Here is a 15,193-nt window from a genome sequence, read left to right as displayed (position 1 = left end):
CTGGAACTACTTCAAGGCTGCCGGCTATGTCTCAGGTTAATGGCGGGAGGCTTTAGGGCAGGTGCACCGAAGCCTCATCCGCCTGCATCGCCCCCTTTGCCCGGTCCAGCCGCAAATAGGCGATGGCCCGCCCGCCGGATTGGGTAAAGAGCGTGCCTGCGACTTTGCCATCCGCCTTGATCTCGGCCCCGACAGGTGCACTGCCGTCGATCTCGACCACCCGCAGCCCCTTGCGCAGCTCGGTCTTGTGTTTCATGCGCGCCGTGACCTCCTGACCGACGTAACAGCCCTTCTTGAAATCCACCCCGTTTAGCGTCTCGAACCCGGATTCCAGAACATAGCTGTCGGGCGTCAACTCGATCCCGCTTTCAGGGATGCAATGAGCCACCCGGATCGCATCCCAGTCGCTGCCATCGTCGCTCTCGGGCGCTTCGGTGTAGGCCCGCCAGCCCATATCCGCGTGCCGCGGGTCGGGCAGCGCACCCTCGGGGGCGGGACCGGTGCCGCGCTGCACCTGCAACCCGCTCTCGGCAATCGTCACGTCAGCGCGCAGCTTGTACATGCCCAGCCGTTTGACCAGCATGTCGGCCAGATCCTCGGCCACATCCAGCAGCACCCCGTCACCATCCCGGGCCAAGAAGAAATCGGCGATATACTTGCCTTGCGGCGTCAGCAGCGCCGCATAGACCAGCCCCTGTTCCAGCCGGGCGATGTCATTGGTGACCAGCCCCTGCAGGAAATCCTCGGTGTCTTTGCCGGTCAGGCGCAGGATGCGGCGGGTGGGCATGGGCGGTCCTCATGATCTGTTCGGACCCCGTGATATAGGAGATCATGGCCCCAAGACCAGAGCCGAGATAACCGTTCTACTTGGCCCGCTTCCCCTGACCCCGGCGCGGCGTGGGGGCGGCGCCCCGGCTCGCCCGCAGTTCGACAATCGATTTGCCCAGCCGGAACGGCGCCGCGAAGCTGACCAGACACAGGGCGATGATCTGCAACAGCAGGATCTCGGCGTTGTCCTGCAGATACTCCCACTCATCCTTGAGCTTGCCGACCTGCTCGACGAGATCGTCATAGCTCTGCGCGATGATCAGGTAATCCCCTGCAATCGCGGGCACCTTGCGGCGCAGGTTGTCGATGGCGGCCTGGGTGGGTTCGTCCAGCGAGGTGAAGACCAGGAACTGGTCGATCTCGAACGCATCCGCCTGCGCCACCTTCTCGCGCATCTCGTCCATGTCGTCCTTGTCCGACCCGCCGAACAGGAAATTCAGCCCCTGCAGCGGCGCCACCTCGTTGGTGACGGCGATGAACAGCGGCAGCTCGGAGTTGCTGGCGGTCGAGGCGGACAGGAACTCGACCTTTTCGCACAAAACAGCGGTATCGGGGTCATAGGCCGGATCGCAGAACCGCAGCCGGAACCGCGCTGCGTCGCGGTCAAAGGCGAGGCTGGCGGCATAGGCCACATCGATCTGCCGGTCGAGGCGCGAGCTGTCGGCGGTATAAAGTCCAGCTAAAACAGCAACTAAGGCGCCGATGCCGCCCAGCACGACCCAGACCAGATCCGCCAGCTTCCATGCCCGGTGCCCGGCGGGTTTACGGAACAGGAACGCGGTGCCGACCGATCCGATCAGAAAGAACAGGATCAGCAGCGGCAACTGGTTATCGGCAATGAACGTCATGTGGGGGAGTTTACGGGGGCAGGGGGCTCAGGCAACCGTCCTCACGAAGTTGTAGGGTTGCGGTGTTTTGTTCGTCTTGTACCGGCTCCGGGGCAGGGTTTGTTTGTTTTGTACAAAGTGTTTATGGCGTGTGGTGAGCGACGTTTGGCGCGGTTTTCGCGGTCCTGTTTGTTGGAGGGGTGGCGGGCTGAAGCCCGCCCTACGGTTTGTTGTGAGGTTTCGCCCTATTCACTCCCTTGCGGAACGCCTTGCATTCCGCACGCGCCCGACCCAACCTCGGGCCGGGCGCGAGGTCTGTGGTTGGGGTAGGATGGGTGTTTACACCCATCGTTGCGTCACAGAGAATTCCGAATGATGGGTGCGAGCACCCATCCTACGCTTGCTACGGTTTGTGGGAATGCCTCGCCCCATCCAACCCAATGCAGGGTGCAAGGCATCATGCACGCGCCCACCCTCGGGCCGGGCGCGAGGTTCGTGGTTGGGGTAGGATGGGTTTTTAACCCATCGCTGCGCCAGCGGATTTACAAATAACAGGTGGGGACACCCATCTCACGCCTGTGCGCGGATTGTGGTGGAGCAGTGGTGGGTTGGAAACCCATCCTACGGCTTGTTAGATTGGGTCCTTTTTTCGTGCCTTGTTCTCTGTAAGGTATACCGAGGCCAGTCATTCTCAGACCCAAGATATGTAACTTGGTACTCGCTTTCAAACGTATCACCTTCGCTGTCGTCGAAAGTGGCAATTGCAGTTAGAGGCTCAGTTATCGCCTCCAGATTGTTATTTGATCTGTGTTCTGCAGTATCCTCAAAGCGAAGCAGTTCTTTGTTTACATGGAGAAAACTCCTTGCATTGAAAAAGAAGTCTATTGAAAAGTTGGCGACTGTATGCCCTATGTTATTTACCCTGGCGAAGTACCTGTATTGGGTTCCCGTTTTGGAATTTGCGCCGAACTTGATATCCAATTTGGGTTGAAGGCGATTTTTTTGGGCTTGCGCTTGAAGACTGAGCACTTCCCGTTCGTGCTCAAGTGTTTCGCGGGTGACTCTGACCATCTCTTTTTGCTGTTCAACGGAGTGCGCGAGTTCTTTTGCCTGCAGATTCAGAGCATCTACACTATTTTGCAATTCTTTACTTTGCTGAAAGAATCCTAGGACGAGCCAAAATATCGCTAGAGGTCCAAATGCACCCGCGAGAAAGTCACCAAGCTCGTTTATTTCTAGAGGCTTTACATTCAATACGCCAAAATACATTGCGACAGGCAGGCCGCCAAAGAGAAGAACCAGATATATTTTGGTAAATTTCAAACCTAAGGATGCAAGTTGTCGGGACGCCATTTTTATTTGCCTCGCGTTTTTCAGCGGGTTTGCCGTTCAAACATCCAACTCCTCCACAAACCGCGCGTTCTCCTGAATGTACTGGAACCGCAGTTCGGGCTTTTTGCCCATCAGGCGCTCGACCAGATCGCCGGTCTCGCCGGGTTCGTCCTCGTCGATCGTCACCCGGATCAGCTTGCGGCTGCCTGGGTCCATCGTGGTCTCTTTCAGGTCCTTGGCGTCCATCTCGCCCAGACCCTTGAAGCGTGAGACGTCGATCTTGCCTTTACCGCCCAGACCTTTCTCAAGCCACTCGTCCCGCTCCATCTCGTCCAGGCAATAGACCCGCTTGGCGCCTTGGGTCAGGCGATAGAGCGGCGGGCAGGCCAAGTACAGGTGGCCCGCGTCGATCATCGGGCGCATCTGGGTGAAGAAGAAGGTCATCAGCAGCGAGGCGATATGGGCGCCGTCAACATCCGCGTCGGTCATGATGATGATCTTGTCATAGCGCAGATCGTCGATGTTGAACTTGGTGCCAAGGCCGACCCCCAGCGCCTGCGTCAGGTCGTTGATCTCGGCATTCGAGCCCAGTTTCGAGGACGCCGCGCCCAGTACGTTCAGGATCTTGCCGCGCAGCGGCAGCAGCGCCTGCGTCTTGCGGTTGCGCGCCATCTTGGCCGAGCCGCCGGCGCTGTCGCCTTCGACAATGAACAGCTCGGTGCCGTCGCGGTTGGTGGCCGAACAGTCCACCAGCTTGCCGGGCAGGCGCAGTTTCTTGGTGGCACTTTTGCGGGCGGTTTCCTTTTCCTGACGCCGCCGCAGCCGTTCCTCGGCGCGCAGGACGAGGAAATCCAGAATCGCCCCGGCCGATTTGGTATCCGCCGCCAGCCAGTTGTCGAAATGGTCGCGCACCGAGTTTTCCACCAGCCGCTGTGCCTCGACCGTGGCCAGCCGATCCTTGGTCTGGCCGACGAATTCCGGCTCGCGGATAAAGCACGACACCAGCGCGCAGCCGCCGGTGATCAGGTCGTCGCGGGTGATCTGGCCCGCCTTCTTGTTGTTGGTGAGTTCTCCATAAGCCTTGATCCCCTTGAGGATCGCGGCCCAGAACCCGGCCACATGGGTGCCGCCCTCGGGCGTGGGCACGGTATTACAGTAGGACTGGATGAACCCGTCGCGCGAGGGCGTCCAGTTGATCGCCCATTCCACCTTGCCGGGCGCGCCGAATTTCTCTTTGAAATCGACGGTGCCGGCAAAGGGCTGTTCGGCATAGGTGGAGGAGCCGTTCATCGTCTCTTTGAGGTAATCGCTGAGGCCACCGGGGAAGTGGAAGCTGGCCTCGGTCGGGGTCTCGCCATCGTCGATGGCCGATTTCCAGCGGATCTCGACGCCCGAGAACAGGTAGGCCTTGGAGCGGATGGATTTGAACAGACGTGCGGGTTTGAACCGGTGATGGCCGAAGATGTCGGCGTCTGCGTGGAAGGTGACGGTGGTGCCGCGCCGGTTGGGCGCCGCGCCGACCTTTTCCACCGGGCCCAGCGGCACGCCGCGCGAGAAGCGCTGCTCGAACAGTTGCTTGTCGCGGGCCACCTGCACCACCATCGAATCCGACAGCGCGTTGACCACCGAGGCGCCCACCCCGTGCAGGCCGCCCGAGGTCTGGTACGCCTTGCCCGAGAACTTGCCGCCCGCGTGCAGGGTGCAGAGAATGACCTCCAAAGCGGATTTGTCCGGGAATTTCGGATGCGGGTCGATCGGGATGCCGCGCCCGTTGTCGCGCACGGTCAGGGCGTAATCCTCGTGCAGTTCCACCTCGATCCGGTTGGCATGGCCCGCCACCGCTTCGTCCATCGAGTTGTCGAGGATCTCGGCGACCAAGTGGTGCAGCGCGCGCTCATCGGTGCCGCCGATATACATGCCGGGGCGTTTGCGCACGGGCTCCAGCCCCTCAAGCACCTCGATCGAGGAGGCGTCATAGGTGGTGGTCGCGCTCGGCGTCAAAAGATCTTCGGGCATGGCTGCTGCTCTTGTTCTTGGGTTTTCGCCATTATGGCAGGTGATGTGGTTCGGGGGAAGGGGGACGCGAGGTGTTGTGGATAATCCGCAGCCGAGCAGCGCCTCAGGCGGGCGAGTGTCCCTGAGATCCAAACTCCAGCCAAGCCCGATCCTTCGGACTCAGATGCGCGTTCATGATTTCGTCATATGCCGACAGCTCCTTGTCCGTCAGCTTGCCCACCCATTTGCCGCTGGTGCCGCTATGGAAGAACCCGGAGTCGGATTTCATGAACCCCTTGCCGCCGGACGGGGCAAAGCGCTCGGCCCTGGCCTTCATGTTGTCGAAGGTGGCCGTCTGTACCAGCCGATCCAGAACATGCGGAGGATGCGATATGCCCAACAAAGCGGCCAGCCTGTCAAACGTGCCCGCCAGATCGCGCGTCATATCCGCATAGTGAAAAAGCGAGACATTGGGGCGGTCCGCGAGGGCGGTTGCGGCCTCATAGTGCCGAAGGATATGCGCAAGCGGCATGGCATCGCCATCAAACCCTTCGGCGCCGCCGTCCAGAAAGCGGCGGAAGGTGATGCCGTCGGCATCGTCCTCGGGATACCAGCTATCGAAAAATGACATCGGGATGTTGCGCACGTGTTTGCGATACGAGAAATGCGCATCGAGCGGGTGACGAAACACGCAGATATAATGCGCCCGGTCATGCAGCGGCAGCCCGTCCATTGGCGTGTGGCTTTTCATACTGCGCCGGGTGGTCATTGCCGCCAGCCGCTCGGCCACCTCGGGCATCTCACGGAGGCGGATATCGACCCACGGCATTTTCACGGACAACTCCGTTTCGACCTCGGGATCGCCGGAAAACAGAAGCGCCACGATGGTCTGCATCCAGGTGGTTCCGCATTTCGGAGGCGTGACGACAATGACGTCGTCGGGCCGGATATCCACCGAATCCCAACGCCTGTTATCCGTCAGTGGGCCAAGGTAGAGTTTGCGGACGGTCAATCTGACGTCTCCTGTGCGCAGGTCCTGGTCAGGAAAGGTCCGGTACGGGAGAAACGCAACAGAAAAGGCTGGTTGGCCGCCATCCGCAGCAGCTTTTGTAACCTCGCGCGGCCGACCGAGGAGTGTTCCGCGTTGTGCGCGTCCCGCCATTCAAGGATGTGCCCGGAATAGAAGCAGGGCCGTCGATTGTGCCTCGAAGCCGGTCCCGAACCTCTCTAAGCTGCGGCTGATGCAGGACAAACACAAAGGGAGGGGGCTGCATGAGCTGGATCAGGACGGTGCCGTTTGAGGACGCGACAGGCAAGCTTAGGAAGCTCTATGAGCGGGTGACCGGGCCGGGCAACAATGTCGACAACATCATGATGGCGCATTCCCTGCGCCCGCATTCGATGGAAGGCCATATGGCGCTCTACAAGAACGTGCTGCATCACACCGGGAACCGCATTCCGAAGTGGTTCCTCGAGGTGCTTGGGGTCTGGGTCAGTTCGCTGAACGGCTGCGCCTATTGTGTCGAACATCACTTTCAGGGGGTGCAGCGGTTGCTCGGGGACGAGGCGCGGGGCGATGCGATCCGGGCCGCCATCGAGACGCGGCAGCCGGATGCGGCCCCGCTGGAGCCCGCGCGGATCGCAGCCATGGGCTACGCCCGCAAGCTGACCGAGGATCCGGCGGCGATGGTCGAGGCGGATGTGCGGGCGCTGCGGCAGGCGGGGTGGGATGACGGCGAAATCCTCGAGATCAATCAGGTCTGTGCCTATTTTTCCTATGCCAACAGGACGGTATTGGGGCTTGGGTGTTCGACCGAGGGGGATGTGCTGGGGTTGTCTCCGAACAACTCGGAGAATCCGGATGATTGGGGACATCGGTGAGGGATGGGAGCGAGGGGCCAGCCCCTCGCGCTCCCCGGGATATTTGTGAACAGAAGAAGAGGTTGGGCTGGTGTGGGGTAGGATAGGTCGGGTCAGGTATTCGCGGTCCAATCCAGGATGGCTTCGGCCACTTCCTGCGGTTTCTGGTGATGCAACCAGTGGTCGGTGTCGGGGATGGTGATGCGGGTAAGGTTGGGGGCAAACTCTTCCAGCCCTTCGGTGGCCTCGGGCAGCAGCGCCTTGTCTTCGGGCCCCCAGATCAGCAGATGCGGGCAGGGCACACGTAGCCTGTCGTGGGGCAGTTTGGGCATGTCGGTGCGCGGCTTGCCGGGGCTGGCGAGTATCAGCGGTGAGGCGCGGTACCAGTTCAGCATGGTGTCCAGGCGCCCCGGAAGGGCCCATTCGGTCCGGTAGTCCTCCAGTCGCTGCGGCGACATCCAATCCTGCCCCAGGTCATGACGGAAGAACTTTTCGAGCTTTTCAAAATTATTCGCGGACAAGCGCGCAGCCGCCTCGGGATCGCGCAGATAGCCGATATATTGCGAGGCCCGTGTCTGCGCCCCTCCGGCGGCCAGGGCGCGCTGGAACGGAACCGGGTGCACGCCGTTGGCAATGATCAAGCGGGACACCAGATGCGGCTGGAACATGGCCAGCCCATAGGCCACCGCCGCGCCCCAGTCATGGCCCAGCACCGTCAGCGGCGCGTCCAGTTGGCCGATCAGCGTCGCCATGTCCCGCACCAGTTCGGACGCCGTATAGTTTCTGACCCCCTCGGGCGCCCAGCTTTGCCCGTATCCGCGCTGATCGGGGGCGACGCAGTGGAAGCGGTGCGCGAGATGCGGCGCCAGATCGGACCAGGCACCGCCATATTCCGGGAAACCATGCAGCATCAGCAACGGCGGCAACGCCGGATCCCCCCAGCGGCGCAGAAAGAAGTCATGGCCGTTCAGTGTGGCGGTTCCGGTGATCATGGCGCGTCCTCCCGCTGCCCACTCTGCCCCGGTGGTGGGCGCCGGTCCAGACACGCCGGAACGTCACGTCAGGTCCACCGTTATGTGGCATTTTGTTGACACGGATCAACGCGTGCAAAGGCCCGTTCTGCTAGCCCATGCGCGACATCCAGAACAGGAGAAGGAACGCATGGAGACAGTCACCCGGACCGACGCGAAAAAAGTGAAACCTAATGGCGCCGACACCACGCCACCGCACGCTGCCGAGACGACGGCGGACAAAGTCCGCGATGCCTTTGAAAGCGGAAAATACCCCTACAAGGTCAAGATGGCCCGAAAGGAGTATGAGAAGGAAAAGGCGAAACTGCAGGCCGAACTGCTCAAGGTGCAGCACTGGGCGCAGGAAACCGGTGAGCGCTTTGTGATGCTCTTCGAGGGGCGCGACGCCGCCGGCAAGGGCGGCACCATCAAGCGCTTCATGGAGCACCTGAACCCACGCCAGGCCCGGGTGGTGGCGCTGAACAAGCCCACTTGGGAGGAGAAGGGGCAATGGTATTACCAGCGCTATGTGCAGGAACTGCCGACCCTGGGCGAAATGGTGTTCTACGACCGCTCCTGGTACAACCGCGCCGGTGTCGAGCGGGTGATGGGCTTTTGCACGCCCAACGAATACCTGGAATTCATGCGCCAGACGCCCGAGCTTGAACGGATGCTGGTGCGCTCGGGCGTCAGGCTTTACAAATACTGGTTCTCGGTCACCCGGGAAGAACAGCTCCGCCGCTTCAAATCGCGCGAGACCGACCCGCTGAAACAGTGGAAGCTGTCGCCGATCGACAAGGCGAGCCTGGACAAATGGGACGACTATACCGAGGCGAAAGAGGCGATGTTCTTTTACACCGACACCGCCGATGCGCCCTGGACCATCGTCAAGTCGAACGACAAGAAACGCGCGCGCCTGAACTGCATGCGGCATTTCCTGTCGACGGTCGATTATCCCGACAAGGACATGGATTTGGTGGGCGAGCCCGATCCGCTGATCGTCGGGCAGGCGCATCACGTGATCCATCGTTCGGAGCATATACTCGGCACCGCACTGCATCCCGAGGCAAGGGTGAAGTAGTAGAAGGTCCTGCGCCGGACCGGCGCTTCGGCGCGTCTTTCCCGCGCCGGGGCAGCGCCGTAGCAGGGCCCGATTTCAGGTGACGGTGAGAATAACGCTCGCCGCCGAACGCTCGGCGGGGCCGTGATAGACGGCCTCGATATTGTTGCCATCCGGATCGAGCGCGTAGGCCGCGAAATAACCCGGATGGTAGGGGCGTTCGCCCGGCCCTCCGTTGTCGGTGCCGCCATGTGCAAGGGCGGCCCGGTGAAAGGCGCGGACCTGGTCCTGATCCTCTGCCTGAAAGGCAAGGTGAATGCGGCTGGGCGTTTCCTCGGATTGTGAGACGAACAGCTCATCGGCAATGAAGAACTCTTCGGTCACCAATGTGAGGTCCCGGCCCAGCGATTTCAGAACGCCTTCGTAAAACCTTTGGCTGTTTTGCAGGTCACTGACCCGAAGATGGATGTGATCAACCAACCGGCCTTTGTGAAACTCCATGATTGCTCCTTTGTGACAGTTGGGTATGGCTCAAAGGGGTGCTGCATTCGACAACATCCATATCTCGACCAGGCTGAGGCCCACAAGCACGCAGACCAATGTCCATAGCACCAGGCGCCCGCGAAACGGCATTTCGAGCCTGGCAAACAAGAGCGTCAGCACAAGCATCGTGGCGCCGCAAAGGTTGATGGCAACCGCGCCGTGCAGGGACAAGCCGCCCGCGCCCGTCAGCCCGGGATAGGCTTCGAAAAGCAGGGCGAGGCCGATGCCGAACAGAACGGCGCCCAATATCCTGGCGTAAAACGTAGGCACAGCCTCGGGCAGCCCGAGGGCACGGATGAGCCACGATGGAAACGGCATGAGAACAAGACCAAGGCCAAGATTTATCCCCGCATCGATAAGAAGCAGTATCGTTTCCACGGTCATCCTCCCGGGTCCGGACACGTATTCATATCATGCGCATAAACGCGCGAGAGTAAGCGCCGCTGCGGTCATCCACTGACCTGCCGGCCCTGAACCGAGGGCGCGGCTCTTTGTCGGGACCTTTTGTGGAAAATCCGCTCTGGCCGCTCAGCGGCTGGGCGCTAAAGAAACTCCCGCAGCTTGTCGTAAAGCGGGAGCAGTTTCTGATAAGTCCCGCTCAGCGCCGCGAGCGGCGAGTGGAAGTCGCTCTCGGGCAGGTCGCGCCAGACCGTCAGGGCCTTGCGCCGTAACAGTTCGCCGCGCGGATGGCCCTTGTCGAACGGCGCCGGGACGCGCTTCAGTTCCGGCTCCCCGATCCGCATTCCGTCGGCGCGCAGCCCGTCCAGCACCTGCTTCAATTCAGCGCCCAGCGGGCCGTCCACCGCATTGCGCCAATCGGTCAGGACCGCCTTGTCGAACCCCATCACACCGCCGCCGATGCTGACATAATCCGGCGCGATGCCGAAGAAGAACCCGGGCGCCTGGCGGCCCCCGCCGGGCAGGGTCCAGAGCATGTGCAGATGGGTGTTGTAGGGCGTCTTGTCCTTGGAGAACCGCACGTCCCGGTGCGGGCGGAACAGCTTGGTCCCGGCGCCCCCGATTTCGGCCGCGAACTGGTCCAGCAGCAGCGTCGCGGGTCCCTTCAACTCGGCCTCGTACCGCGCCTTGTGATCATTGAACCAGTCGCGGCTGTTATTGGCGGCAAGCTCGGCCAGATAGGCGCGGGCTTCGGGGATGAGCTGTGCGAACGGGTCGGACATGGGCGGCCTCCTGATTGGTCGGCGCAGTCTATCAGTGAAGTCTCGGTTTGAAATATCTTATCGGGGCTCTTGTGGAATCCCCGCGGGCTGATAAGCGTGACGACATGTCCCAAGTCATGACATATCGCGGCCATTTCCGGGCGATCTCCGTGCTGGGCCTGCCACTGATCGGCGGGCATCTGGCGCAGTACGCCATCGGGCTGACCGATACCGTCATGCTGGGCTGGTACGGGGTCGAGGCGCTGGCGGCTGTGACGCTGGCCAACAGCTATTACTTTGTCCTGTTCCTGTTCGGCGCCGGGTTCGGCTGGGCGGTGATGCCGATGGTCGCGGCGGCAGCCGCCGAAGAGGATGAGACCAGCATCCGGCGCGCCACCCGGATGGGCCTGTGGCTGTCACTGCTCTATGCCGCGGTGATGATGCCCTTGCTCTGGTGGTCCTATCCGATCCTGATCGCATTGAAGCAGGAGCCCCAGGTGGCCCAGACGGCAGCGGTTTACCTGCGGGTTGCAGGCTGGAGCCTGTTTCCGGCGCTGCTGGTGATGGTGCTCAAATCCTATCTGGCCGCACTGGAGCGCACGCAGATCGTGCTTTGGATCACGGTGGTAGCAGCTGTCGTCAATGCTGTGACCAATTATGCGCTGATCTTCGGAAACTGGGGCGCGCCGGAACTGGGCGTGGTCGGTGCCGCCATCGCTTCGGTCGTGACACAGCTTGTGTCGCTGATCGCCGTCATTGTTTACGCGGTCAAAGTGCTGCCCGAACACAACCTGTTCCAGCGGTTCTGGCGCCCTGACTGGGAGATGTTTGCACGCGTCTGGAAACTGGGCGTTCCGATTGGGCTGACCACCCTGGCCGAGGTCAGCCTGTTTGCCACATCCGCCTTCATGATGGGGTGGCTGGGGCAGGTGCCGCTGGCGGCGCACGGGATCGCGCTCAACCTGGCCTCGGCCACGTTCATGGTGCATCTGGGCCTGTCGAACGCGGCCACCGTGCGGGCAGGCAACGCCTTTGGCCGGCAGGATCGCAACCATCTGGAACGGGGGGCCGTTGCCGTGACACTGATGTCGCTGATCATGTCCGCCCTGACCATCATCCTGTTCCTGACCTGCGCCGAGCCGCTGATCTCATTGTTCATGGAGCCGGACGATCCGCAGCGACCGGATATTCTGGCCATCGGAGTTGGCCTGCTGGCGATGGCGGCGCTGTTCCAGCTGGTCGATGGCGCGCAGGTGATCGCATTGGGGCTGCTGCGCGGCCTGCAGGATGCCAAGGTTCCCATGATCATGGCCGCGCTCAGCTACTGGGTCGTGGGTATCCCGGCCTCGTATTACTTTGGCTTCGTTCAGCACATGGACGGTATCGGCGTCTGGATGGGGCTGGTTCTGGGTCTGGCCTGCGCCGCTGTCATGCTGATGGCGCGGTTCTGGATGCGCTCGGTCAAGGAGATCGGCGTCGCCGCCGAGTAGCTCAGCCCCCCAGCTTCTCCAGCAACCGGCAATAGGCCGTCTGTCCGCGCCGGAAATTGGCCAGCCGAAAGAACTCGTTCGGCGCGTGCAGGTTCTCGTCGCCGACGCTGAAGCCGAACATCACTCCGTGCACGCCCAACTCGCGCAGAAACAGCGTCATGATCGGGATCGAGCCGCCGACGCGGGTGACATAGGGCGCCTCGCCATAGACCTCGCGCAGCACCTCTCCGGCTGCCTGCGTCGCATTGTGGCCGCGCGGAACCAGGAACGGGTCGGCATCGCCCGCCAGATGCTCGATGCGGGCGGTGACTCCGGGGGGCAGGTGGCGCTCGACATGGGCGCGGATCAACTCGGTAATCCGTTCGGGTTTCTGGTTCGCAACCAGACGGCAGGTGATCTTGGCGCTGGCGCGGGCGGGCAGGACCGTCTTGCTGCCATCGCCCTGATAGCCGCCGGTCAGCCCGTTCAGCTCCAGCGTCGGCCGCCCCCAGATCCGCTCGCGGATGGTATAGCCTTCCTCTCCGAACGCCTCCGGCACGCCCAGCCTGGCGCAATAGGCGGCCTCGTCAAACGGCACGCGCGCGATCTGTTCCTTGTCCTCGATGGTCAGGTCCACGACGTCGTCGTAGAACCCGTCGATGGTGATGCGCCCCGACTGCGGGTCCTTCATCGAGGCCAGCACCTGGCTGAGCGCCATCAGCGGGTTGTTGATCCCGCCGCCATGCAGGCCCGAATGCTGATCGGCAGAGGGGCCTTCCACGATCACCTCGACCCCCACCAGCCCCTTGAGGCCCATGACCAGCTGCGCCTCATCCGCGCTCCATTGCAGCCCGTCGGCGGAAAAGATCATGTCACAGGCGAGACGTTCGCGCTGGGCGGCGATGAACGGCGGCATGTCGGGCGAGCCGATCTCTTCCTGCCCTTCGAAGATGAACTTGACGTTGACCGGTAGCCGCCCGCCCGCCTGCAACAGCGCCTCGACCGACAGGATCGGGATGAACATGCCACCCTTGTCGTCCGAGGCCCCCCGGCCATACACGCAGCCCTGCCGGATTTCGGGCTGAAACGGCGGGCTGTCCCACAGCTCGAACGGATCGGCGGGCTGTACGTCGAAATGGCCATAGATCAGCACCGTGGGCTTGTCCGGCCCGGCATGCAGCCAGTCGCCATAAACCGCCGGATGCCCCGTCGTGGGCAGCACCGCGACATGCTCCAGCCCCGCGCCGCGCAACCGGTCCGCCACCCAGCCCGCCGCCCGCTTAACATCCGGCATGTGTTCGGGCATGGCCGAGACCGAGGGGATGCGGACAAACTCCAGCAACTCCGCCTCGAACCGGGATTGGTGTTGGTCCAGATAATCCTGCCAGCCGCTCATACCGCCCTCCGTCGCTCGCATACCCTGCCGGATATGGGGGGCAGAGTGCGCCGAAACGGTCAGCCAGACAAGCGCCGGGCTCAGGTCTTGCCGACCTTGCCCATCAGCCGGTCGGACTTCTTGCGCACCAGCACCGAGCGCAAATCATGCATCGCCAGCAACAGGGCGTCCGTCACTTCCTCAAGCTGGGCATCGGTGGCCTTGGATTGCGCCCAGTGGGCGGTGGTGTTGAGGTAATCCACCGCGCGGTGAATGTCGTCGATATCGCGCTGGGCCAGCAGTTCGGTCCGCTCGGCCATCCAGCGCGCGATCTCGTCCTTGTCCTCGGGCGACAGCGTGCGCCCGCCATGCGGTTTGATGTCCCCGTTGCGGATATTGACCACCGCAATCTGGTCCATCTCGATCCGACGTTGGCGGTTTTCCGTTTCGACACGGAACACAAAGGCCCCGTTGTCGCGAACGCGGAAATAGTAGCGTGGCAACTCTGCGGTCATTTTATCCCCTCGTCACACCAGCGACGCGCAAAACCGCTGAATGCGCGTGCAGGCCTCTTTCAACGCCTCATCCGAGGTGGCATAGCTGACCCGGAAGTTCGGCGACAGCCCGAAGGCGGCCCCGAACACCACCGCGACATCGGCCTCTTCAAGAAGGGCGGTGGCGAAGGCCTCGTCACTGTCGATGATCGTGCCTGCGGGCGTGGTCTTGCCGATCAGACCGGCGATCGACGGGTAGACATAGAACGCCCCCTCGGATGTGGGGCAGCTGATCCCTTCGATCTCATTCAGCATCTTCACGACAAGATCGCGCCGCCGCACGAAAATCTCGTTGTTGGGCGCAAGGAACTCCTGCGTGCCGTTCAGCGCCTCGACCGCTGCCCACTGGCTGATCGAGCAGGGGTTCGAGGTCGATTGCGACTGGATCTTGCGCATCGCCGCGATCACCTCGACCGGACCGGCGGCATAGCCGATGCGCCAACCGGTCATGGCGTAGGCCTTGGAGACACCGTTGCAGGTGAGTGTGCGCTCATAAAGCCGCGGTTCCACCTGTGCAGGGGTGCAGAACTCGAACCCGTCATAGGCCAGGTGTTCATACATGTCGTCGGTCATCACCCAGACATGGTTGTGGCGCAACAGGACGTCGGTCAGTTCTTTCAACTCCTCCCGGCTGTAGCCAGCCCCGGTGGGGTTCGACGGCGAGTTGAAGATGAACCATTTGGTTTTTGGCGTGATCGCCGCCTCAAGCTGATCCGCAGTCAGCTTGAAATTGGTCTGGATCGAGGTTTCCGCGATCACCGGCGTACCGCCCGCCAGCAGCACCATGTCCGGGTAGCTGACCCAGTAGGGCGCGGGAATGACCACCTCGTCGCCCTCGTTCAGCGTCGCCATCAGCGCGTTATAGAGCGTCTGCTTGCCGCCGGTGCCCACCGAGACCTGCGCGGGCGTGTATTCCAGGCCGTGATCGCGCCGCATCTTGGCGCAGACCGCCTGTTTCAGCTCGGGGATGCCATCCGGCGCGGTGTATTTGGTCTTGCCCGCTGCGATCGCGGCCACCGCCGCATCCTTGATATTCTGCGGCGTGTCGAAATCCGGCTCGCCCGCGCTCAGGCCGATCACATCGCGACCGGCGGCTTTCAGCTCAGCGGCTTTGGCCGTCATCGCAATGGTGGGCGAGGGTTTGACGCGCGACAGTGTCGCAGACAGGAAACTCATGGGC

General features: G+C 62.1%; 15 protein-coding genes. 3 read left to right on the top strand and 12 right to left on the bottom strand.

Features of this window, described 5'->3' with window-relative positions; genetic code table 11:
- Positions 1–52 precede the first annotated feature (52 nt).
- From GOX53_RS17310 to GOX53_RS17290, 5 genes are all read right to left on the bottom strand, one after another.
- Positions 53–787, bottom strand: coding sequence for a folate-binding protein YgfZ (locus tag GOX53_RS17310; RefSeq protein ID WP_171178509.1), 735 nt, complete (start codon positions 785–787; stop codon positions 53–55).
- A gap of 76 nt (positions 788–863) precedes the next feature.
- A complete protein-coding gene (locus GOX53_RS17305) occupies positions 864–1,676 on the bottom strand; it encodes a hypothetical protein (protein ID WP_171178508.1) in 813 nt (270 codons plus the stop codon).
- 600 nt (positions 1,677–2,276) lie between these two features.
- The gene (locus GOX53_RS17300; protein ID WP_171178507.1) at positions 2,277–3,008 is read right to left on the bottom strand and encodes a hypothetical protein; all 732 of its coding nucleotides are present in this window, start codon (positions 3,006–3,008) and stop codon (positions 2,277–2,279) included.
- Between the two features lie 36 nt (positions 3,009–3,044).
- Positions 3,045–5,003, bottom strand: a complete 1,959-nt coding sequence (gene parE / locus GOX53_RS17295) for a DNA topoisomerase IV subunit B (protein WP_171178505.1) — start codon at positions 5,001–5,003, stop codon at positions 3,045–3,047.
- A gap of 103 nt (positions 5,004–5,106) precedes the next feature.
- On the bottom strand, positions 5,107–5,994 hold the full coding sequence (locus GOX53_RS17290; RefSeq protein WP_171178503.1) for a sulfotransferase domain-containing protein: 888 nt from the start codon (positions 5,992–5,994) through the stop codon (positions 5,107–5,109).
- Between the two features lie 260 nt (positions 5,995–6,254).
- On the opposite strand from GOX53_RS17290, the gene GOX53_RS17285 reads away from it, so the two are divergent.
- Positions 6,255–6,863, top strand: coding sequence for a carboxymuconolactone decarboxylase family protein (locus GOX53_RS17285; protein ID WP_171178501.1), 609 nt, complete (start codon positions 6,255–6,257; stop codon positions 6,861–6,863).
- 92 nt (positions 6,864–6,955) lie between these two features.
- Here GOX53_RS17285 and GOX53_RS17280 read toward each other — a convergent pair whose 3' ends face one another.
- Complete coding sequence (locus GOX53_RS17280; RefSeq protein ID WP_171178500.1) at positions 6,956–7,834, bottom strand: alpha/beta fold hydrolase; 879 nt, start codon at positions 7,832–7,834, stop codon at positions 6,956–6,958.
- Positions 7,835–8,003: 169 nt separating this feature from the next.
- On the opposite strand from GOX53_RS17280, the gene ppk2 reads away from it, so the two are divergent.
- Positions 8,004–8,933: a polyphosphate kinase 2 gene (gene ppk2 / locus GOX53_RS17275; RefSeq protein ID WP_171178498.1), complete on the top strand. Its 930-nt coding sequence runs from the start codon at positions 8,004–8,006 to the stop codon at positions 8,931–8,933.
- 75 nt (positions 8,934–9,008) lie between these two features.
- Here ppk2 and GOX53_RS17270 read toward each other — a convergent pair whose 3' ends face one another.
- The 3 genes from GOX53_RS17270 to GOX53_RS17260 form a co-directional block, all read right to left on the bottom strand.
- Entirely contained in the window at positions 9,009–9,413 is a 405-nt protein-coding gene (locus GOX53_RS17270) for a VOC family protein (RefSeq protein ID WP_171178496.1), read from the bottom strand.
- Between the two features lie 30 nt (positions 9,414–9,443).
- Entirely contained in the window at positions 9,444–9,833 is a 390-nt protein-coding gene (locus tag GOX53_RS17265; protein WP_171178494.1) for a hypothetical protein, read from the bottom strand.
- A gap of 164 nt (positions 9,834–9,997) precedes the next feature.
- The gene (locus tag GOX53_RS17260; RefSeq protein WP_171178492.1) at positions 9,998–10,636 is read right to left on the bottom strand and encodes a TIGR02453 family protein; all 639 of its coding nucleotides are present in this window, start codon (positions 10,634–10,636) and stop codon (positions 9,998–10,000) included.
- Positions 10,637–10,740: 104 nt separating this feature from the next.
- Here GOX53_RS17260 and GOX53_RS17255 point away from each other — a divergent pair, with 104 nt between their 5' ends.
- Positions 10,741–12,105, top strand: a complete 1,365-nt coding sequence (locus GOX53_RS17255) for an MATE family efflux transporter (RefSeq protein WP_171178490.1) — start codon at positions 10,741–10,743, stop codon at positions 12,103–12,105.
- A 1-nt stretch (position 12,106) separates the two neighbouring features.
- On the opposite strand, the gene GOX53_RS17250 is transcribed toward GOX53_RS17255, so the two are convergent.
- From GOX53_RS17250 to GOX53_RS17240, 3 genes are all read right to left on the bottom strand, one after another.
- Entirely contained in the window at positions 12,107–13,480 is a 1,374-nt protein-coding gene (locus tag GOX53_RS17250) for a dipeptidase (protein ID WP_171178488.1), read from the bottom strand.
- Between the two features lie 80 nt (positions 13,481–13,560).
- The gene (locus tag GOX53_RS17245; RefSeq protein WP_171178486.1) at positions 13,561–13,974 is read right to left on the bottom strand and encodes a hypothetical protein; all 414 of its coding nucleotides are present in this window, start codon (positions 13,972–13,974) and stop codon (positions 13,561–13,563) included.
- A 12-nt stretch (positions 13,975–13,986) separates the two neighbouring features.
- On the bottom strand, positions 13,987–15,189 hold the full coding sequence (locus tag GOX53_RS17240) for a pyridoxal phosphate-dependent aminotransferase (RefSeq protein ID WP_171178484.1): 1,203 nt from the start codon (positions 15,187–15,189) through the stop codon (positions 13,987–13,989).
- Positions 15,190–15,193 lie beyond the last annotated feature (4 nt).

The sequence above is a fragment of the Ruegeria sp. HKCCD8929 genome (genome assembly GCF_013031405.1).
Lineage (GTDB): Bacteria > Pseudomonadota > Alphaproteobacteria > Rhodobacterales > Rhodobacteraceae > Ruegeria.
This window is presented reverse-complemented; position numbering and strand designations above follow the sequence as displayed.